15 protein-coding genes are annotated in these 21,117 nt (G+C 62.7%); 10 read left to right on the plus strand and 5 right to left on the minus strand.

Going from position 1 to position 21,117, the window contains the following annotated elements; genetic code table 11:
* Positions 1–34 precede the first annotated feature (34 nt).
* On the minus strand, positions 35–784 hold the full coding sequence (locus tag QMO80_RS00995; RefSeq protein WP_283198512.1) for a histidine phosphatase family protein: 750 nt from the start codon (positions 782–784) through the stop codon (positions 35–37).
* 143 nt (positions 785–927) lie between these two features.
* On the opposite strand from QMO80_RS00995, the gene QMO80_RS01000 reads away from it, so the two are divergent.
* Positions 928–1,770, plus strand: coding sequence for a UDP-2,3-diacylglucosamine diphosphatase (locus tag QMO80_RS01000; RefSeq protein WP_283198513.1), 843 nt, complete (start codon positions 928–930; stop codon positions 1,768–1,770).
* A 165-nt stretch (positions 1,771–1,935) separates the two neighbouring features.
* The gene (locus QMO80_RS01005; protein WP_283198514.1) at positions 1,936–3,153 is read left to right on the plus strand and encodes an MFS transporter; all 1,218 of its coding nucleotides are present in this window, start codon (positions 1,936–1,938) and stop codon (positions 3,151–3,153) included.
* Here the strand turns inward: QMO80_RS01005 and dgcA are convergent.
* Entirely contained in the window at positions 3,105–4,088 is a 984-nt protein-coding gene (gene dgcA, locus QMO80_RS01010) for an N-acetyl-D-Glu racemase DgcA (protein WP_283198515.1), read from the minus strand. The two genes, QMO80_RS01005 and dgcA, sit on opposite strands and share 49 nt — an antisense overlap.
* An 85-nt stretch (positions 4,089–4,173) precedes the next feature.
* Between dgcA and QMO80_RS01015 the strand changes: the two genes are divergently transcribed.
* The 5 genes from QMO80_RS01015 to QMO80_RS01035 all read left to right on the plus strand — a co-directional run bounded on the left by QMO80_RS01015 (position 4,174) and on the right by QMO80_RS01035 (position 9,615).
* Positions 4,174–5,358: an ABC transporter permease gene (locus QMO80_RS01015; protein ID WP_283198516.1), complete on the plus strand. Its 1,185-nt coding sequence runs from the start codon at positions 4,174–4,176 to the stop codon at positions 5,356–5,358.
* 1 nt (position 5,359) lies between these two features.
* The gene (locus QMO80_RS01020) at positions 5,360–6,199 is read left to right on the plus strand and encodes an ABC transporter ATP-binding protein (RefSeq protein ID WP_283198517.1); all 840 of its coding nucleotides are present in this window, start codon (positions 5,360–5,362) and stop codon (positions 6,197–6,199) included.
* Between the two features lie 8 nt (positions 6,200–6,207).
* Positions 6,208–7,578 (plus strand): MlaD family protein, encoded by a 1,371-nt coding sequence (locus QMO80_RS01025; protein ID WP_283198518.1) that lies wholly within the window; start codon positions 6,208–6,210, stop codon positions 7,576–7,578.
* Between the two features lie 24 nt (positions 7,579–7,602).
* A complete protein-coding gene (locus QMO80_RS01030; RefSeq protein WP_283198519.1) occupies positions 7,603–8,214 on the plus strand; it encodes an ABC-type transport auxiliary lipoprotein family protein in 612 nt (203 codons plus the stop codon).
* Between the two features lie 147 nt (positions 8,215–8,361).
* Complete coding sequence (locus QMO80_RS01035; protein WP_283198520.1) at positions 8,362–9,615, plus strand: sensor domain-containing diguanylate cyclase; 1,254 nt, start codon at positions 8,362–8,364, stop codon at positions 9,613–9,615.
* 116 nt (positions 9,616–9,731) lie between these two features.
* Here the strand turns inward: QMO80_RS01035 and QMO80_RS01040 are convergent, their stop codons facing one another.
* Positions 9,732–10,607 (minus strand): D-alanyl-D-alanine carboxypeptidase family protein, encoded by an 876-nt coding sequence (locus QMO80_RS01040; RefSeq protein WP_283198521.1) that lies wholly within the window; start codon positions 10,605–10,607, stop codon positions 9,732–9,734.
* Between the two features lie 368 nt (positions 10,608–10,975).
* Here QMO80_RS01040 and QMO80_RS01045 point away from each other — a divergent pair, with 368 nt between their 5' ends.
* From QMO80_RS01045 to QMO80_RS01055, 3 genes are all read left to right on the plus strand, one after another.
* The gene (locus tag QMO80_RS01045) at positions 10,976–11,725 is read left to right on the plus strand and encodes an aminoacyl--tRNA ligase-related protein (RefSeq protein ID WP_283198522.1); all 750 of its coding nucleotides are present in this window, start codon (positions 10,976–10,978) and stop codon (positions 11,723–11,725) included.
* Between the two features lie 144 nt (positions 11,726–11,869).
* Positions 11,870–12,532, plus strand: coding sequence for a hypothetical protein (locus tag QMO80_RS01050; RefSeq protein WP_283198523.1), 663 nt, complete (start codon positions 11,870–11,872; stop codon positions 12,530–12,532).
* 93 nt (positions 12,533–12,625) lie between these two features.
* Positions 12,626–13,126: an AAA family ATPase gene (locus tag QMO80_RS01055; RefSeq protein ID WP_283198524.1), complete on the plus strand. Its 501-nt coding sequence runs from the start codon at positions 12,626–12,628 to the stop codon at positions 13,124–13,126.
* 42 nt (positions 13,127–13,168) lie between these two features.
* Here QMO80_RS01055 and QMO80_RS01060 read toward each other — a convergent pair whose 3' ends face one another.
* A complete protein-coding gene (locus QMO80_RS01060) occupies positions 13,169–13,729 on the minus strand; it encodes a cysteine hydrolase family protein (RefSeq protein WP_283198525.1) in 561 nt (186 codons plus the stop codon).
* 119 nt (positions 13,730–13,848) lie between these two features.
* A complete protein-coding gene (locus QMO80_RS01065) occupies positions 13,849–20,871 on the minus strand; it encodes a hypothetical protein (RefSeq protein WP_283198526.1) in 7,023 nt (2,340 codons plus the stop codon).
* Positions 20,872–21,117 lie beyond the last annotated feature (246 nt).

The following is a 21,117-nucleotide window of genomic DNA, read 5'->3' on the forward strand; positions in this document are numbered from 1 at the left end:
CTGACGATGCTTTGCATTCGTCCCTTTGTGGGGTCTATCCCTCAGGCTTCGGCGTGATCGTCACGTCGGCGCCATAGGCATCGCGAAGTTCATTTTCCTGTCCCGGCTGCCGGTCGGCCGCCTGATGCAGCAGGATCGACTCGTATCCTTGCGAGCGCGACCCCTCGATCAGTGTGATATCGGCATTGCCGGGATTGTCGGAACGTTCGAACCATTCGACGGGGCGGTGCAGAAAATTCATTTCGACCGCCCGGTTGGTGACGCCGTGGCCGACGATGACGACGTTGTGGCTGCTGTTTTCGGCGTCGCGCATGACGGTCTGCAGGAAGAGGCGCACCCGCTGGGCCACATCCGCCCGGCTCTCGCCATCCGGCGGCCGTGCGTAGAACTTGCCGCTATTGCTGCGCAGCCTCGCCCATTTTTCGAATTCCTCGGGAAACTTCTGCTTCTGTTCGGCGTGGTCATAAATTTCGGTGAAGAGGCCGAAATCCTGCTCGCGCAGCAGGTAATCCTCCCTGATATCGCCGACAACACCTTCCGGCAGGGCTGTGAGCAACGCATCCTTGCTCTGCCGTGTCCTGAGGAATGGTGAGTACCAGATCTGCAGCTTGCCGAAATCGGCGCTTGGCAATGCCTTCAGATAGGCGGCGATGGCGCCGCCGGCTTCGACCGCCTGGCGGTGGCCCCACTCAGTCAGCGGCACGTTGTGATCGCCGAATTGGCGATAGGCCTGTTCGTTGAGGTTGCCGAGAGATTCGCCGTGGCGAACGAGAAAGAGGCGCATCAGCCATCCCGCAGTGTCGGATCTGGAATCGCCGCCATCATGAACGTGCCCAATGGAGAGGGCAACATCGCCACCGCGCCGGCTTTTCCCCGGTTTGTCATCTTCCTGAAACACGAGTCTGGTTTTGGAAGGTGAGATGAAAGATGGGGCATGAGCGAAAGCTCGTGATAGACATGATGGAACCCAGACATTTCCGCACGCTCTTCATTTCCGATGTCCATCTCGGCTCGAAGGCCGCGAAGGCTGATTTTCTCCTGGATTTCCTGCGCCACCACGAGGCCGATACGATCGTGCTGGTCGGCGACATCGTCGACGGCTGGCGCCTGAAGCGCAGCTGGTACTGGCCGCAGGTCTGCAACGACGTGGTCCAGAAGCTGTTGCGCAAGGCGCGTAAAGGCACGCGCGTCGTTTATATTCCCGGCAATCACGACGAATTCCTGCGCGACTTTCCGGGCATGCATTTCGGCGGTATCGAGGTGGTCGACCGCATGATGCATGACGGCGCCGACGGCAAGAAATATCTGATCCTGCACGGCGACGAATTCGACGTCGTCGTCCGCAACGCCCGTCTGCTCGCCTATCTCGGCGACTGGGCCTACGATACGGCGATCCGCATCAACATCCTGCTGGCGGCCGTGCGCCGCCGCCTCGGCATGCCATACTGGTCGTTCTCGGCCTGGGCAAAGCTGCAGGTCAAACATGCCGTCAACTTCATCGGCGAGTTCGAGCGCGTCGTGGCAGAGGAAGCCCGCAAAAGCGGCGCCGACGGCGTGATCTGCGGACACATCCACCATGCCATCATCCAGGACATGGACGGCATCCGCTACATCAATACGGGCGATTGGGTGGAAAGCTGCACGGCGGTCGCCGAGCATGAGGACGGCACTTTCGAACTGATCACCTGGCGGGCGCTCGCCAGCAGCGTGCCGGCGCTTGCCGCCATCGAAATGCGCGACGAAGGCGAACTGGCTCCGCAAGCGGCCTGATTTCGGCGTCGGCGCGTCGGCGCCGGCGCTCCCATTGATTTAGCCGTTACCGTCAGGCGACAGGCCCTATTTATTTTCTAAAACGTTTCAGGAGGGCTATTTCTCGCAATAGTCGCCTCCAGGGTGGTGTGTTAGGACAACGACCAGTTTCCTTCAGGTCCACCGATGATTCCCGCTCAACATTCCCCGAGTGAGGGAGCGCCGCCGCGCTTCCGGTTGCTCAGCGCGCTTTCTTATTGCGCGCCGCTGCTCGTCAACGGCATCGTTCTGCCGTTCTTTCCCGTCTGGCTCGCGACCCACAGCTTCAGCGACCACGAGATCGGCATTATCCTTGCCATACCGATGGTGGTTCGCGTGCTGGTGGCGCCTGTCGTCGCCATGATCGCCGACCGTCTGAAGGAGCGCGCCGACGTGCTGCTCTGGTCGGGCGGCCTGTCGCTGCTGACGGCGATCGCGCTCTTCTGGACGACGAGTTTCTGGCCGGTGACGATCGTCTATGCGCTGCAGGGCGCCACCTTCGCGCCCTATGTGCCCGTCGTCGAATCGATCGTCATCTCGGGCGTGCGCCGCTGGGGGCTCGATTACGGCTCGATGCGCGTCTGGGGCTCGATTGCCTTCATCGTCTCGACACTGGTCGGCGGCCAGCTGATCAGCCGGTGGGGCGGCGGCATGGTGCTTGATATCATGGTGTTCGGCTTTGCCATGACCGTTGTCATGGCGATTTTCTGCCCGCGCATCGGGCCGACACGGCGGCGCGGCCAGCCGATCAATATTCCGGCCGCCACCGGCAGCGGGCTGCGCGAGCCGCATTTGCTGCTGCTCTTGATCGGTGTCGCCATCCAGCAGTCGAGCCATGCGGTGCTCAACGCGTTTTCATCGATCTACTGGCATCATCTCGGTTTTTCCGGCACCGAGGTCGGCCTGCTCTGGAGCGCCGGCGTCGCTTCGGAGGTGACGGTGTTCTTCCTGTCGAAGCGTCTCAACCGGCGCTTCAACGCCTGGACCCTGATCCGCTTCGGCTGTGCCGTCAGCGTCTGCCGCTGGATCCTGTTCCCGATGAATACGGGTTTTGCCGGGTTTTTCCTGCTGCAATGTTTTCATGGCTTCACCTATGCCTTCGTGCACACAGGGGTGCAGCGGCGGATCATGGCGACGGTGCAGGAGACGCAGGAATCCTCGGCGCAGGGCGCCTATTTCTTCTATGTCGGCATGGCGATGGCGCTGATGACCCTGACGTCGGGTTATCTCTATGCCTGGCTCGGCGTCGTCAGCTACTACGTCATGGCGCTGGTCGCGTTCTGTGGCCTCGGCCTCGTCATCTCAGCCTATTACCTTCAGCCCCAGAGCATGCTTTCGGGCGGAAAGACCAGGGAAGCGGCATAGCGCAGGCCGGGTTCGCGGTCGCGGGCAAGCAGCAGCGGGCCGTCGAGATCGACAAAATCGGCATTCTGGGCGAGCAGCACGGCGGGCGCCATGGCAAGCGAGGTGCCGACCATGCAGCCGATCATGATGGAAAAGCCAAGCCGTTCAGCCTCGGCCTTCATCACCAGCGCCTCCGTCAGGCCACCGGTCTTGTCGAGCTTGATGTTGATGGCGTCGTAGCGGTCGGCAAGGCTTGCGAGATCGCCGGTATGGTGGACGCTTTCGTCGGCGCAGACGAGCAGCGGCCGGCGGATTTCGGCGAGCAGAGCGTCGCGGCCGGCCGGCAACGGCTGCTCGACAAGAGCCACGCCTGCTTGTGCGGCGATATGAAGATGGCGTTCCAGCACCGCTTCCGGCCAGCCTTCATTGGCATCGAGGATGATTGTTGCATCGGGTGCGGCGGCGCGAACGGCGCGGATACGGCTTTCATCGTCGCCGGTTCCGACCTTGACCTTGAGCAGCGCGCGGCCGGCATGTTCGCGCGCCTGGGCGGCCATCACCTCCGGTTCGCCAAGCGAGATGGTGTAAGCGGTGGTGAGCGGCTTCAGTTCGGCAAGGCCGAGACGAGCCGCCACGCTTTCACCGGTGCGTTTCGCTTCCAGGTCCCAGAGGGCGCAATCGACGGCGTTGCGGGCAGCGCCGGGCGGCATCGCCGAGAGCAGGTCGCCGCGCGAGATGCCGGCCTCGATCAGCGGGCGGGCGGCCTCGATCTGGGCGAAAACGCTCTCCATGGTCTCGCCATAACGGCGATAGGGCACGCATTCGCCATGCCCTCGCGCACCGCATTCGGTGAGCGTGCAGCTGATCACCTCGGCCTCGGTCTTAGCGCCGCGCGAGATGGTGAAGGTCCCGGCAATCGGAAAGGAATTCATCTGGATATCAAGGGTGCGCGGCATTATTGCTGTCCTGCGAGCATGGAAATTGCAGCTTGCTTCTGTATATTGACGCGCCGGTCGTCGAACGGTCGTTCGCGATTCGGCAATGTCGCTGCAAGCCTTGAAAGACATAAGTATCTTGAACGCCGAGAATCGCAACGCTGCCTCGCTTGACGTGGACGACCATGCCGATGGCTCGGGGCAGCATGTGCGTCTCCGCGGCAACTGGCGCAGCGCCTACATCCATCTCGTGCTGCGCGATTTCGAAAAGCTCCTTCATCAGAAGGCCGGCGACCTGACGATCGACCTCTGTGATATTTCGGATATCGATACCGCCGGAATTTGGCTGCTGTGCCGGCTGAAGAAGGAAGAGGAGGCGGCTGGACGGACGGTTCGCTTCGAAGGCACCAATCCGCATATCGACGAAATGCTGGCGATGTTTTCCGAGGAACCGGCCAAACCCGAGCCGGAGCAGCAGGAGAAGGTCTCGCTTGTCGCGCGCATTTTCGCGCCTGTGGGCAAGATGACCTATGACCTCTGGGATAATTTCGCCGCCTCCATGTATATCCTCGGCTCGGCGGTGCGCGGAGCGCAGATGAAGTTCGGTCGCGGCAGCGGCGTTTCGCCGGCCTCGATCGTCAACCAGATCGACCATATGGGCGTTCGCGCCGTTCCGATCATCCTGCTGATGTCGTTTCTGATCGGGGCGATCATTGCCCAGCAGGGCGCCTTCCAGCTGCGCTACTTCGGCGCCGAGGTCTTCGTCGTCGATCTCGTCGGCATTTTGCAATTGCGCGAAATCGGCGTGCTGCTGACGTCGATCATGATCGCCGGCCGGTCAGGCAGCGCGATCACAGCCGAAATCGGCTCGATGAAGATGCGCGAGGAGATCGACGCGCTGAAAGTGATGGGGCTGAACCCGATCGGCGTGCTGATCTTCCCGCGGCTGGTGGCGCTGACCATTGCGCTGCCGCTTTTGACGGTGCTGGCGAATTTCGCCTCGCTCGCCGGTGCGGCGGCCGTCGCCTGGGGTTATTCGGGCATCACCTTCTCCAACTTCCTGTCGCGCCTGCACGAGGCGGTGACGCTGTCGACGGTACTCTCCGGCATGATCAAGGCGCCGTTCATGGCGCTGGTCATCGGCATCGTCGCCGCCGTCGAAGGGCTGAAGGTCGGCGGCAGTGCGGAATCGCTCGGCCAGCATGTGACCGCCGCGGTGGTGAAGGCGATTTTCGTGGTCATCCTGATGGACGGGCTTTTTGCGATGTTCTATGCAGCGATCGACTTTTAGCATGGCGAATCGCGTGGAAAAACCGATCGAAACGGAAGACCGGAACGAGAGGGACATCGTGCTCTCGGCGCGCGACGTCACCGTCGGCTTCGGCTCCAAGGTCGTTCTCGACAATCTCAACCTCGATATCTATCGCGGCGAGATCCTCGGCTTCGTCGGCGCATCGGGCACCGGCAAATCGGTGCTGATGCGCACCGTGCTCCGGCTGCTGCCGCGCCGCTCCGGCACGATCAAGATCCTCGGCCAGGATTTCGACGAGCTCGACGAACCGCAGCGCAACGCGCTCGACATGCGGCTCGGTGTGCTGTTTCAGCAGGGGGCGCTGTTTTCGTCGCTGACGGTCAAGGAAAACATCCAGGTGCCGATGCGCGAATATCTCGACCTGCCGCGCTCGCTGATGGACGAACTGGCGCATCTGAAGATCCGCATGGTGGGTCTGGCCGCCGATGCCGCCGACAAATACCCGTCCGAATTGTCCGGCGGCATGATCAAGCGCGCCGCCCTTGCCCGGGCGCTGGCACTCGATCCCGAACTCGTCTTCCTGGACGAACCGACCTCTGGTCTCGACCCGATCGGCGCGGCCGAATTCGATGAACTGATCGCCAACCTGCGCGATAGTCTGGGACTGACCGTGTATATGGTCACGCATGACCTCGACAGCCTGTTCTCGGTCTGCGACCGTATTGCCGTGCTCGGAAAGAAACGGGTAATGGTGGAAGGCACGATCGACGACATGCTGGCCTATGACGATCCGTGGGTGCAGGCCTATTTCAAAGGTAAGCGGGCACGCTCGATCGTGCCGCAGAATGATGGCGCGCGGCACGGCAGCAGCGGGAAGTGACCGGATAAATGGAAACCAAAGCCAATTACACGATTGTCGGTTTTTTCACGGTGCTGGTGATCGCGGCGGCCTTCGGCTTCGTCTACTGGATGGCCGAATATGGCCGCGGCGGCCCGATGACCGAGCTGATCGTGCGTATTCCGGGTTCGGCCAACGGCCTCAGTGTCGGCTCGCCGGTGCGTTTCAACGGCATTCAGATCGGCTCGGTGCAGACGCTGTCGATCGATGCGGACGATCCGCAATATTCGCTGGCCTTCACCCAGGTGCGCACCGACGCGCCGATCTACCCCTCAACCAAGGCCGCCCTTGAAATTCAGGGCCTGACGGGGGCCGCCTATATCGAACTTTCCGGCGGCCGCAAGGGCGAGGAAAGCATCCTCCAGCACGCGATCGACAACGGCAAACGCGCCGTCATCGTCGCCGACCAGTCGAGCGTCACCAATCTTCTCGCCACCGCCGACAAGATCCTCGATCGCGCCAACGACGCGGTCGGCGAACTTCAGGGATTCATCGAAGATTCACGCGCGCCCCTGACCCAGACGTTCAAGAATGCCGAGACCTTCTCGGATGCGCTTGCCAAGAATTCCGGCAATATCGATGCCTTCCTGCAGAGCGTCGGTGAGCTTTCGAATACGGTGAAGGCGGTTTCGGGCCGTGTCGATTCGACGCTTCAAGCGGTGGAATCGCTGGTCAAGGCGGTCGACGCGCAGAAGATCGACAACATCGTCTCCAACGCCGAGAAGATCACCGCCAATGTCGCCGATGCCTCCGGCGACCTGAAGGGGGCGATTCAGAAGTTCGACCAGACGGCCACCACCTTCAACGATTTCGGCAAGCAGGCCCAGGCGACGCTCGACCGCGTCGATACGCTCGTCGCCCAGATCGACCCGGCCAAGGTGAAGGGCTCTGTCGACGACATTGCGCAGGCGACCAAGGATGCACGTGCTGCGGTCGCCTCGATCCGCGATGTCGCCAACACGGTTTCGTCGCGCCAGAAAGATATCGACCAGACGATTCAGGACGTCTCGCAGCTTGCCAACAAGCTGAATTCGGCCTCGACCCGCATCGACGGCATCCTCATCAAAGTCGATGCGCTGCTCGGAACAGACAATACGCAATCGATGTTCGCGCAAGCGCGCGAGACGCTGGAATCCTTCAAGAAGGTTGCCGACAACCTGAATGCGCGCATCGGGCCGATCGCCGACAATCTGCAGAAATTCTCCAGTGGCGGCTTGCGCGACGTGCAGACGCTCGTCAACGACATGCGCGGAACCGTGAATAATCTGAACGATACGATCACCAACTTCGACCGCAATCCGCAACGCCTGATCTTCGGCGGGGACACGGTCAAGCAATATGACGGCCGGACGCGGCGTTAACTGGGAAGTCAGGGGTAGCCTAATATGGTCGCATCGCATCTGTTGTCGCGCCGTTCTTGGATCAGGGGAACGGTGATCGCGCTGCCGCTGACGGCGCTGATCCTTTCCGGGTGCGGCACCGCGGCCAAGAACGATACCTATGATCTGTCGGCCACCGTCGACGGCGACGGACCGGCGGCCAAATCCCGCCAGATCCTCATCGCACCGCCAACGGCGCTGAGTGCGCTCGGCAGCGAGCAAATCGTCATCCGTGTTGGACCTTCGGAAATCCAGTATCTCTCGCGGGCGCAATGGGGCGACAAGCTGCCGCGCATGGTGCAGTCGAAGCTGGTGGAAGCCTTCGAGAACTCGGGCAAGCTCGGCGGCGTCGGCATGCCGGGCCAGGGACTGGCGATCGACTATCAGGTCGTCACCGATATCCGTTCCTTCGAGATCGATGCTTCGAACGGCAACCAGGCGGTGGTCGAAATCTCCGCCAAGATCCTCAACGACCGCAACGGCTCGGTGCGCGCCCAGAAGGTGTTCCGCGCCACGGCCCCGGCCGGCGGCGACAATGACGGGTTCGTCAAGAGCCTGGACCGCGCCTTCTCGACGGTTGCCTCCGAGATCGTCAGTTGGACGCTGCGTTCAATCTGAGATGGCGTTGCGCGGCCGCTGCGCCGACATCGAGGGTTGCCGATTCTGAAAAATATTCAGACCCATGAGGCCGGGGCTGCCATCGTATTCAATTTCTTCACGAATTTGTGGAACGCATCATGTTATCGCTGTCAGGAGGCATGCTGCATGGTGGTCGCACGCGTATTCGGAAAGTCGTCGTCGGAAGCGATCCAGCGCGATAACGAGCGCCTGGCTGCGCTGCAGCAGCTCGATCTCCTCGACACGCCGAGGGACGAAGGCTTCGAGCGGATCGTCCGCCTGATAAAGCAGATCTTTTCCATCGACATCGGCATCGTCTCCCTGATCGATGGGCATCGGCAGTGGTACAAGGCCTGTTCCGGCCTGTCGGCCGATGAGGTATCGCTCGAGGACACGTTCTGCCGCTGCGTCGTAGACTGTGACGAGCCTGTTATCGTACAGGATGCCACCAAGGACGCGCGCTTTTCAAAACATTCCGCGGTGACGGGCGAGGACCATATCCGCTTTTATGCCGGCGTGCCGTTGAGAACGAAGGCCGGGCATATGATCGGAACGGTCTGCGCGATCGATCGCCGGCCGAGATCGTTCGGCAGCAGAGACCTTGGCATTCTCGAGGAACTGGCGGGAGCGGCGATGGACCGTCTCGAACTCGTGCAGTCGGCCGCCACCGACAGTCTGACGGAGGCGATGACGCGGCGCGCTTTCAAGCAGGAAGCGGATCAACTCATTTCGATTGCTTTGCGGCACCAGCATGACCTGTCCTGCATCGCTTTCGATATCGACCATTTCAAGCAGGTGAACGATACCTATGGGCATGCCGCGGGAGATGCGGTTCTCAAGGCGGTAGCCTCGATTTGCAAAGCGACCCTTCGCGCCGGCGATCTGTTCGGGCGTATCGGCGGCGAGGAATTTGCCGTTATCCTGCCGCATGTCGATCGGGAAGGGGCTGTTGCCGTCGCCGAGAAACTCAGAGCCGCCATCGCCGCGCAGCCCATTCGCGGCGATCACGGCGCCTTGAACGTGACGGCGAGCTTCGGAACCTCGGCGCTCTCGATGGTCAGCAAGGAGATCGAGACCCTGCTAGCGCAGGCGGATGCTGCGATGTATCAGGCCAAACATGGCGGCCGGAACCGCTGCGTGTCATGGAGTTCTATCCATGCCGATCACGCCATCGGCGCGCGGCGGCGGGTGCTGAAGGCAGGTTCGATCCTCTTCAACGATCGGCGCTCGACCATCGACTGCACCGTCAAATCCATCGGCTCGGAAAGCGCCGGCATTTCGGTCTCCAATTCGGCCGGCATTCCTTCGGAATTCATCCTTGCCATCAAAGGTGAAGGGTTCGAAACGAACTGCCGGGTGATTGCGCAAGACCGGCAGCACCTGGAAGTGGCGTTCAGATAGCTGGAGCAATTTCCAGGAAAAGTGCGAAGCGGTTTTCCGTCCGGAATTGCGTAAAAACAAAAAGCGAGAGCGGTTCTGCGCTTCCATTAAAAGCTGAACCGCTCTCGGACAGCAGCCTACTTCGTCGGCTGCGTATCCGTCATCATCGCTCCCGGCTGGTTGCTCGGCGTTGTCGAAGCTGTCGCGCTCGATGAGGAAGACAGGGTGCTGTCGAGCAGGCCTGCCATCTTGTCGTCGCGCAGGCTCGCTGTCTTTTCGCCCATGACCACGCCGACGACGCGGCGGCCATCCTTCAGCGCCGACGTCACGACATTATAGCCGGATGCATCGGTATAGCCGGTCTTGATGCCGTCGACGCCGTCATAGCGATACATCAGATTGTTGTGACCGCGCAGCTTCATGCCGCGGAACTGAAAGCCGCGCATGGAGAAGAGCTTGAACTCCTCGGGGAAATCCCGCATCAGCGAGAGGCCGAGGGTTGCCATATCCCGCGCCGTGGTGACCTGCTCCGGATCGGGGAGGCCCGAGGGATTCTTGAAGACCGTATCCTTCATGCCGAGCTGGTGCGCCTTGTCCGTCATCGCTTTTGCGAAAGCCAGCTCGGAGCCGCCGAGCTGCTCGGCGATCGCCACGGCAGAGTCGTTGGCAGACAAAACGACGATGCTTTCGACCGCTTCGCGCAGCGTCACCTGGCGCCCGGCGCCGACGGCGAGCTTGAAGGGCTCCTTGCTCTCGGCATTTTCCGACATGGTCAGCTTCTGGTCCCAGTTGAGGCGCCCCTCATGCAGGGCCTCGAAGGCGAGATAGAGCGTCATCATCTTGGTCAGTGACGCCGGATAGTTCAGATCGTCCTGATTGGAGGCTTCGAGAACCTGGCCGGACTGCGCATCGACGACGAAGCTTGCCTGGCCGGCTTGAGCCTGGGTGAATGCGCCCATCAGTACGGCGGAAGAGAGCGCGGTGGCAAGGAGCCGGGAGGTCGTCTTGGTCATCGATGTTACTGTCTCTGTCGTTGAACGGAGGGGGAGCCGTTGGCTAAACGCAAGGCGATCGAGAAAGTTTGTGACGAAATGAAGGACAGGCGGCAATAAAAAAGCCCCATCCACAGCTGATTCATTTTGTCTCACCGTCCTGGGTTTTGACAATGGCGCGCGCGGCCCGTAGAAAATTCACCATGAGCATGAAGCGCACGCCTTTCTCCGGCCATTTCAGCACCTGCCTGCAGGTCGCGATCGCGCGCGCTTTCGACGGACGAGGTCTCCGCGTCCTGCCGTGACGTTGGGCGCTCCGGGCGTCCGGCGCACGGCTGGACGTAAAGCCCCTCATCACGTCGATCCAGGCTGCCAGGGAGACAGGCACCGTGCTCAATCTTTATCATGTCAATTCGCTCGTCCATTGGGAGGAGCGCGAAATTCATCTGCGCGATCATATGATCGGCTTCTTCTCGCAGGAGGTCCGCAGCTTTCTCAGATCGGTCAATCCCGCCTGGGATGTCAGGAGGGTCGAGGCGCCGGCGCTGATGCCGCGGGCGCTGGTTTCCAACGCCTATTCGAATGCCGATATCTGGGTCCAGGAACAGCTTTCCGCCGGCGATACCGCGCTGGTGCTGAGGCCTGAGACCACGCCATCGACCTATGCCTATATGCAGCATATTCTCGGCAATCACTCGAAGACGCGGCTGCCGCTTTGCGTCTGGCAGGCCGGCCGGTCCTATCGCCGCGAGCAGGAGCAGGCGACCAAACACATGCGGCTGAAAGAGTTCTGGCAGCTCGAATTCCAATGCGCCTTCACGGCCGACAGCGGCAACGACTATCACGCCGCCTGCCTCGAACCGGTGCGCCGCATGATTGCCTCGCTCATCCATCTGCCGACGCGAGTCGTGCCTTCCGACCGGTTGCCCGCCTACTCCGAGGTGACGATGGATATCGAGGTCGACAATGGCGACAAGTGGATGGAGGTCTGCTCGATTTCGCGGCGCACCGATTTTCCGCAGCGTTACCGGTCGCAACCGAAGAAGGGAGCGGCCATCGATCACGACGTCCTCGTGCTGGAAATCGCGATCGGCCTCGATCGATGCGTCTACAATTGGGGCATAGCGGCCGATCGGTGAGAATGGGGGCCGGGATCGCGTTGCGGTCCCGGCTTCGCTGCCGCTGTTCACGGATTTTCCGCAGCCCTTTGAATTGCTGCATAATTCCGATTTAAGAGATTATACAGTAGGAGACAGCGTTATGCTGCGAGGGGTGGGATTTCTATGATGCGTTCGGCAATGGTTTTGGTCGTTGGCATATGTGTGCTCGTGCTCTCAGCTTTTTCCGTCTTTGCAGGACGCTCCGTCCCGCGTTCGCTGGTTCCTCAAATGTTTCTGTATGAAGAGAAACCGAAGATGGCACAGCCGACGACGGTTCCCGGTTCTGTTAAGTGGTCAATCGATATGCGCACCGACGCCAAAGGGCGCTCCGATCCTGTTATCCAAGCGCACATTGCCGTGCCGACGCGTCACCTGACTGCAGTCCTGACACTGGAACGCAATGCAGATACCTCCGTTTCTGCAAGCCACCTCATTGAATTGTCGTTTCAGATCGCGCCAGGATTTAAGGGAGGTGGAATTTACAGTCTCCAGCGCATGTCAATGAAGGCGACGGAAAGCGATCGCGGCGACCCATTGATAGCCGTGCCTGCCAAGGTCACGGACAATCTTTACATGCTGGCGCTCAATGATCTGCCTGAAGCTCGTGCCAGGAACCTTGAACTGCTTGAACGCCAATGGATCGATTTGCCGATTTTCTATCAGGACGGCAAACGAGCACTCCTGACGCTTGAAAAGGGCGCCGATGGTGAACGCATGTTCAATCAGGGCATCCAGGCTTGGGCGGCAAATGATCTTGCCGGGACTGCTGCCGGCAACGCACAATAGAAGATATCTGCGGTAAATTTGGTCTGCGAACCGCTGGCGGTTCTGTACCTCCTTCGCCTGCCGTGCATTCCTTGAGCAACAGTAGGAGAAACCATGCTGATTATCTTTGGCGGTCTGCCGGGGTGCGGAAAAACGACTCTTGCCCGCGCGCTCGCGAAACGGCTGGGAGCCGTACATGTGAGGGTCGACACGATCGAGCAGGCGATCAGAGCCTCGGGTGACCCTTCAAGAGACGTCGGCCCGGCAGGTTATGTCGTCGCCTATGGGGTTGCCGAGGACAACCTGACGCTCGGCAGCGTGGTGATCGCGGACTCGGTCAATCCGCTTGACATAACCCGCGACGCCTGGCTGGCGGTGGCAGCACGGTCTGGAGTGACCGCGGTCGAGGTCGAGGTGATCTGCTCCGACAAGATCGAGCACCGCCGCCGGGCCGAGACGCGTAAGACCGATGTCGAAGGTCTTGTCAAACCGACATGGCAGCAAATCGTCGAGCACGTCTATGAAGACTGGGGGCAGGGGCCGATCGTTGTCGATACGGCCGCGAAGAACGTGCAAGAGATCGTCGATGCGCTGATCGTCAGGCTGGGGAATTGATCGTCCGCTTCCGATTTGATTTCAGGTCGGGATTGCAGAGCTTTAAGAAAAGGCAATGTCGGCGGCGGGGCGGATCTGCACCGTCGCCTTGCCCGCATCGAAACCGTCGAGCGTTTCATTGTGATGGGCGACAATCTCGGAGAAGGTGAGGGTCGCCGTATCGCCGGTGGTATGACCGTCGGCAATCAGCGTCACGTCAAATCCGAGCGACACGGCGCGCCTGACCGTCGTGTCGACGCAGAATTGCGACATGCAGCCGCCGATGACGAGGTGGGTGACCGAGCGTTCGTTCAGGCGTTCGGCAAGGTCGGTTTCGAAGAAGGAGTCGGCGCTTTTCTTGCGCACGACGACCTCGCCTGGTTCCGGCGCAATCTCCTGGCGTAGCGCCCATCCCGGCGTGCCGACGGCCAGTCGATGGCCGCTATCGCCGTCATGTTGAACCAGCACGACCGGCGCGCCCGCCTGCCGGGCTTTTTCTTGAAGCGCGGCCAGCCGCGCGACGGTCTCGTCGAGTGCGCTATCAATCCGAGGCTGCCGCTCCGGTGAGGCTTTTCCGGAGAGGATCGCATTCTGCACGTCGATGATCAGAAGCGCCTGGGTCATTCGGGGGAAGTTTCCTTGCTTGTCGGCAGAGTGATTTAGTCGCATTGGTATAATACGAGAAAAGCCGCCTGACACATGTTCAATCGGCTTTCCCTCAACTTCAGTTCAGATCGGCAAACTCAGCTGAGCCTGCCGGCGGCATGGGCGAGCATGGTGTAGACCTTGCCCGTATCCGAGGTCAGGTAGGACTGTGTGACAGTCTGGTTCGGGTCGGTGCGGGCGACGTCGGCGAGCAGCTTTTCGAAATCGCCGATATAGCGGTCGACGGCGGTGCGGAATTCCGGTTCGCGATCATATTTGCGCTTGATTTCGTCGAAAGTCTGCTGGCCCTTCAGCGTGTAGAGGCGGCGGGTGAAGACATCGCGCTCGCCGCGCTGGTAACGGCGCCAGAGATCGACCGAGGCGTCGTGGTCGATGGCGCGGGCGATATCGACCGAGAGCGAGTTCAGCGATTCGACGACGTGGCGCGGATTGCGGCTGTCATTGCTGCGCGCGGCCGGTGCGGCGGTTTCCGCCGGGCGGGCCGGGGTACGGGCAGACGCCTCGTCGGCGGCCTCCTCACGCGATGCACCGCGCAGGAGATCGCTGATCCAGCCGCCGCTTTCAGGGCGGGCCGGTTCCTGGCGGCCTACTTCCTGACGGCTTGGCTCTTGACGGGTGGGGGCAGGCTGCGGAGCGGCGCGCTGGGGGGCGGCAGCCGGTGCAGACGGGGCGATCGTTCCGCGCAGACCCGTGGCTTCGATCGGCGGACGCGCGGCCGGTTGCTGCGGCTGGGCTGCGACCGGCTGGCTTGCGGCTGGCTGGCTTGCGGGGGGCTGGGCGGGACGCGGGGCCGGCTGCGCCTGGGCGAGCGTGCGGGCGACGGGCTCGGAGATCTCAAGCTGCTGGCTGGAGCGGCCGACGAGCTGGGAGATGTCCTGCAGCGCCTTGATCTGCTCGGCGACGGCCCGGCGCATGGCCGAAGCGCTTTCCTTGGCTTCCTCGGGAAGGTCGAAGGCGCCGCGCTTCAATTCGGCGCGGGTGGCGTCGAGCTCGTTGCGGATGTCGGCGGCGGAGCGGCGGATGTCATCGGTGGCGCCGGAGAAGCGGCCGACGGCATCATCGATCGCCTCGCGCAACGCTTCGCGCATGTTCTGGGCGGCACCGTCGGAGGCGCGGCCGGCTTCGCCGAGCATGCGCTCGACTTCCGACAGCGAGGCCGTCAGACCGCCGCGAATACGGTTGGAGAGATCGCCGGAGCGGCGCTCGACATTGGCGAAGGTGCCGTCGATCGTCGTATTGGCCTCCTCGCCGGCACGGGTGATCGCCTCGCGCATCGTCTCGGCGGCTTCCTGGGCGCGCTTCTCGGTTTCGGTGAGAATACGGCCGATATCGGCGAAGGAGGATTGCACGCCCTGGCGCAGGTTGCCGGTGACCTGGTTGGAGCGCTGCTCCGCCCGCTCGAACACACTCTCGATCATGCCGCCGAGGCCGCGCATGGTGTTTTCGATCTCGTCGGAGCGCTGGACCAGGCTGACGGAGAGCGTCTGCAGCGCGCCTTCGCGCTCCTCGAGCGTCGAGGCGAGGTTGGACTGGGCGGCGCCGAGAAGCTGCGAGGCCTGGGTCAGGACCTTGGAGTGTTCGTCGAAGCGGCCGATGATACCGCCGACCTGCGAGAGCGTCTGGCCCGAAATGTCGGAAAGACGATCGACCTTGCCTTCGAGAAGCCGGGTCGAGGCGTTGACCATCTCGGCAGCCTTGGTGGCGGAGTCGGCAAAGCGCGTCGTGGTTTCGCCGAGACGCCCGTCGACGCTGGCCAGCTGCTCGGCGGCGCGGTTCATCATCATCGCCATCGCCGCACTGCTTTCCGACATGCGCTCGACGAGGCCGTTGACGTTGCCGACCAGGCTGTTCTCGATGGCGCTGACGGCATTGGCGACATTCTCGGTGCGGGCGGCAACGGCGCTGGCGAGCGCTTCGTTTTCGGCGCGCAGACGATCGGCGCTGAGGTTGGCCGCGGCGGTGATGCGGGCGGCGGCCTGCTCGCCGGCATCGGTGTAGCGGTCGATGATCGGACGGGCGGTTTCGTCGAGGATGCGCGTCAGTTCGACCGAACGGCCCGCCAGCATCGAGTTGAGGTCGCGGGTGCGCTCGTCCAGCGTCGCGCGGATCGAATTGCCGCGCGCTTCGAGCGCCCGGTCGATCTCGGAGAAGGTCGTATCGATCTCGCGGGCACGCTCTTCGAGATTGGAGCGGATAGCGCTGCTGCGGGCTTCGAGCGCCCGATCGACATCCGCCATGGTCGCCGAAATCTCGCTGCCGGCCCCCGACAGCGTCGAGCGGATGGCGTCGCCGCGCGTCTCCAGAGACTGGCCGGCATCCGACAGCGCCTTGGAGATGGCATTGACCTGTGTGCCGACGATGGTCTCGGCCTCGGCAACCTTGTTGACGATGGCGTTGCCGGCTTCCGAGAAGGTCTGGGCGACTGCAGCGGCCTGGCTTGCGAGCCTGCTCTGGGCCTCAGCGACGCGGGTGACGATCTGCGACGAGCGCTCATCCATGGTGCGGGTGAATTCGTCGCTCTTGGCATTGAGATCCAGGGCGAATTGCTGGCCGGTCTTGCCGAGCAGTTCGGTGGTTCTGGTCGCTTCGCCTTCCATTCCCTGAGCCGCTTCGGCAACCGCGCTGCGCAGCGTCGAGGCGAGGCCGGCGGCCTTGCCTTCGATGGTGCGGTTGACGGCATCGAGGCCGACGGTCAACGCACGGTCCATGGTGGAGAGACGTTCCTCGATGCGTTCATTGCCGCGGTCGAGGGTTTCGCCAAGGCTGGCGGTGCGGCCGTCGATGGCGCCGGTCAGGGTTGTAGCGCGGCTGTCGAGCGTCTCGGCCAGATTGGCGGCGCGGCTGTCGATCGCCTGGGTGAGGTTTGCGGCGCTGCCTTCGAGCGTCGCGGTGATACGCCGGTTGGCGTCGTCGCTAAGCGCGCTGATACGGGAGATGCCGTCGGCAAGCACGCCGGAGAGCTGGCCGCTGGCGGCTTCGACCCTTTCGGCGACACCGCCGACGCCGTTGCTGATGCGGGTCTCGATCGCCGCAAGACCGGATTCCACCCGCGATCCGGTTTCTTCAAAACGGCCGGTCAGGCTTTCGACAGACTGATCGAGTTGGGCGGAGAAATTCTGCGTGGAGGTGGAAATCGCATTTGCCGCCTCCTGGAAGCGGCCGGCGATCTGGCCGGCGCCGGCATGCATGCGCTCTTCCAACGTCTGGGCGCTGGCATCGATAGCCTGGCGGATCGAGGCTTCACGGTCCTCCAGCGACATTTCGAGCATGCTGACGCTCGTCGCCACCGAGGTGCCGATGCTGGTCGCGTGTTCCGTCAGCGTATCGTTGATAAGCGCATGGGCCTGGTTCAGCGACAGGTCGATGGCATTGGCGCGATCTTCAAGCGTCGTGCGGATGCGCTCATGGGCAGAGGTGAGCCCGCCTTCGATACGCGCCGCGGCCTCGTCGGCGAGGCCTCCGAGCCGCGCATGGGCATCGCTCAGACGACCTTCGATGCGGCCGGTCAGGCCGCCGACGAGATCCTCGAAGCGAGCGCCGCCGGCATTGAGAACGCCGGAAAGGGCGGCACTATGCTCGGAAAGCGCATTTTCGAGCCGTTGCTGATTGTCGGTGTAAGCGGCGCGGATAGCATCGGTCTTGTCGGTGAAGGCGCCGGCGACGCGCGACTCGGCGCCGGAGACGGCCTCCATGATGGCGTTGCTGCGCGCTTCGAGCACGCTGTCGAAGCGGCTCTGGTTGTCGTCGAGCGAAATGGCGAGCGCCATGGTCTTTTCGTCGAGCGTGTCGGTCAGCCTGTCGTGCGTTGCCGTTACGGCACCGATGATCGCGGCGGTGCGGTGCACCAGGGCTTCCTCGAGGCGGGCCTGGCCCTCATTCAGCGAGGAGGCGATGGCCGCAGCTTTCCGGTCGAGCACACCGTTCAGGCCGTCATGCGTGCCGGAGACCGCCTGGGTGATGGCATCGGCGCCTGAGGTGAGGGTTTCCTCGAGGCGGCTCTGGCTCTCGTTCAGCGAAATGGCAAGCGCCATTGCCCGGTCGTCGAGTGTCTCGGACAGGCGGTCGTGGGTAGTGGAGACCGCACTGAGGAAGGATTCCGAGCGGCTGTCAAGCGTGTCCTGCAGGCGGCTCTGACCTTCGTTAAGCGAGGCGGCGAGGGCTGCCGACTTTTCATCGAGCGTTTCCGAAAGCCGCTCATGCGTGCCGGACACGGCCTTGAGGAAGGCTTCGGAGCGCGCTTCGAGCGTGTCTTCGATCCGTGACTGGCTCTCATTCAGCGAGATGGCGAGCGTCATCGCCTTTTCGTCCAGCGTTTCGGACAGGCGGTCATGGGTGCCGGAGACGGCGTTCAGCAGGGCTGCGGAGCGGCTTTCGAGCGTCTCGTCGATGCGGGCCTGGCCTTCGTTCAGCGCGGTGGCGAAAGCTGCCACCTTGCCTTCCAGCGTCTCGGACAGGCGGTCATGGGTGCCGGAGACGGCGTTCAGCAGAGCCGCCGAGCGGGTCTGGAGCGTGTCTTCGATGCGGGCCTGGCTCTCGTTCAAGGAGATGGCGAAGGCCGCCGCCTTTTCGTCGAGGGTCTCGGCAAGACGGTCGCGCGTGCCGGACACGGTGTTCAGCAGCGCCTCGGCACGCGATCCCAGCGCATCCTCGATGCGGGCATGCCGCTCGTCGAGCGAGGTCGTAAGGGCGGTCGCCTTGCTGTCCAGTGTTTCGGACAGGCGATCATGGGTGCCGGAGACGGCATTCAGCAGGGCCGCGGAGCCGGTCTCGAGCGTATCTTCGATGCGGGCCTGGTTTTCGTTGAGCGAAATGGCGAGCGCCATTGCCTTTTCATCGAGCGTTTCGGACAGGCGATCATGCGTGCCGGAGACGGCGCTCAGCAGGGCCGCGGAGCGGGTCTCAAGCGTATCCTCGATGCGGGCCTGGCTCTCGTTCAGGGAGATGGCGAGCGCCATCGCCCTCTCGTCGAGCGTCTCGGCAAGCCGGTCATGGGTGCCGGAGACCGCGTCGATGATGGCGTCGGCGCGTGATGTCAACGCTTCTTCGAAGCGGCCGTGATGGGTGGTGAGCGCCTCGACCAGTGCACCGCCACGCTCTGCCATGACGCTGTCGATGCGGCCGTGAGCCGTGCCGAGCGCCTCGGTGATCTCTGCCGCGCGCGCCGCAAGCACGCCGCTCAGTTCCTCGGCGCGGCCGCCGAAGGCTGCGGTCACTTGTTCGGTACCGGCGGCAACGGCGGTCGTCAGGTCGGTGGTGGTGGTGCGCAGCGTGTCGCGGAATTCGGCCGAGCGGGCCTGAAGATTGTTCTGCAGATCGGAGGTGCCTGAGGCAAGCGCCAGCGCGAGGTCTGAGGTGGCGCTCTGCAGCGCCGAGGTCAATTCGCCGGTGCGGCTGCTGAGCACGGTGGTGATTTCGTCCGCCCGGGTGCCGAGCGAGCTTTCCAGCATTTCATGGCCGGTGGCCAGCGCGGTCGCGAGCGCCAGCGACTGGTCGGTCATCGAGGAGCCGAGCCGGTCGATGCTGGAACTCAGGATGCCGTCGATCGATTCCGAGCCGCCGGTCAGCGTCTCGTTGATGCGGGCGAGGCTTTCCATCAGCTTGGTGTCGAGCGAACCGGTGCGTTTGTCGAAGGCGCTGGTGAATTCGGCGACGCGTTCGTCGAAGGCGGTGGACAGCTGGGCAACGGTCGTCTGCAGCCGCTCTTCGAAGAAACCGGAACGGACGTCGAGATCCATGACGGCGTCGTCAGCGGTGCTCTGCAGGCTCTGGCGGAAGCTCGCGCCCTTTTCATCGAGTGCGCTGTTCAGCTTCGACAGCACGTCGTCGAGCGTACCGCCGATGGTGCGTTCGCCCGATGTCAGGCTCTCATTGATCTCGCGGGTGCGGGCGATCAGGATCTCGCTGAGCTGCTGCGTGCGCTCGTGCAGCGCGGCATTCAGCTTCTCGGTGCTGCTGTCCATGGTCGAGGCGCGCGTCTCGAACTGGCTGAGCAGCTTTTCGCCATGGTCGTTGAGGTTGACGGAGAGCGCTTCGAGGCGGTTGTCGAATTCGGTGGCGAGCGCGAAGCCCGACGCGTTCAACGTCTGCAACAGGCTGTCGGTCTTGGCGGCGAGCAGGCTGCCTATCGACTGCAGGGCGTTGTCGGATTTTTCCAGAATCGTCGCAGCGCGCGTATCGATCAGCGAGGCAAAGGCTTCGCCCGATGTGGAGAGCCGTACCGCGATCTCTTCGGTCGCAAGCGACAGCTCTTCCTTCAACTGGTCGTGGACGCTGCCGATCGAGGTGCGGATGCGGTCGGCATGGTTGACGATCGCCTCGCGCTCGGAGCCGAGTTCATGGACGAGACCGCGGACGCGCAGCTCGTTGTCGGCATAGGAGCGTTCAAGTGCATTGACTTCGGAATGGACGAGGGTTTCCAGCTCGGAGGCACGCGCGATGGTGCGCTCGATGCCTTCATTCATGGCCGAGACCTCACGGCGGACGGCCTGGCCGACGGTCATGATGCGCTCGGAGGCAATGGTTTCCGGCTCCGCCAGGCGCAATGCCACCTCCGCCATGGAACGGGCGGCATTGCGCATGTCCTGGGCGCGGGCGATCATGATGGCGAAAGCATAGAACATCATCACCGGGATAATGATGCCGACGAGGCCGGCGATGACGCCGGGCAGGGCGACGAGATCGGCGAGCGAACGGATCTGCCAGATCTGCGGCCCATAAAGCAGCGACATCAGGCCGAGGCCGCCCATGACCCAGAGCACCGAGAACAGCGTGGCGGTGCGCACCGCCGAGCGGCTGGAGGCGCCGTCGAAGGATTTCAGGATCGAGGCGGGCGTGTTGCGGCTGGCATCGTTGGCGGGCGTGAAGGCCGGCCCCCTGGAAGCCTGCTCGGCCCCGGCGCTGCGGCGGTTGCGGCGCTGCGCTTCTTCCTGGGCCTGCTGGTTACGCGCATTCGATGGATCAGACACATTAGCCTCCGGGGCCTCAGGCGCGTCGCCGCGGCGAGACGGCACGTTATCTTTGCCGAAGTCGATCTGGAGCGCCTCGTCCAATGCCTTGAACGCCTTGTCCTCAATCGACTCGTTATATTTGTTGTTCGCCATTGGTTATGCCTCATTACTGTCGGCCGGTCCGGCAGCGCAATCCCGGGCTTCCGCCTCACCCGGGGAACAACTTTGCCGTTCCAGCCTTCCATCCCAACGACGGACGGATAAGCATGTCATTTCAGAGTAGATAGCCGCTTTTTCAAACGGAAGGTATCAAAACACTACCATTATCCACTCGCTCGGCAAAGGCGCGTACCATAAACCCGCTCCACCAGTATCGTAGTGACACATCTGGGCTCTTCA

It is taken from the genome of Rhizobium sp. BT03 (assembly GCF_030053155.1).
Lineage (GTDB): Bacteria > Pseudomonadota > Alphaproteobacteria > Rhizobiales > Rhizobiaceae > Rhizobium.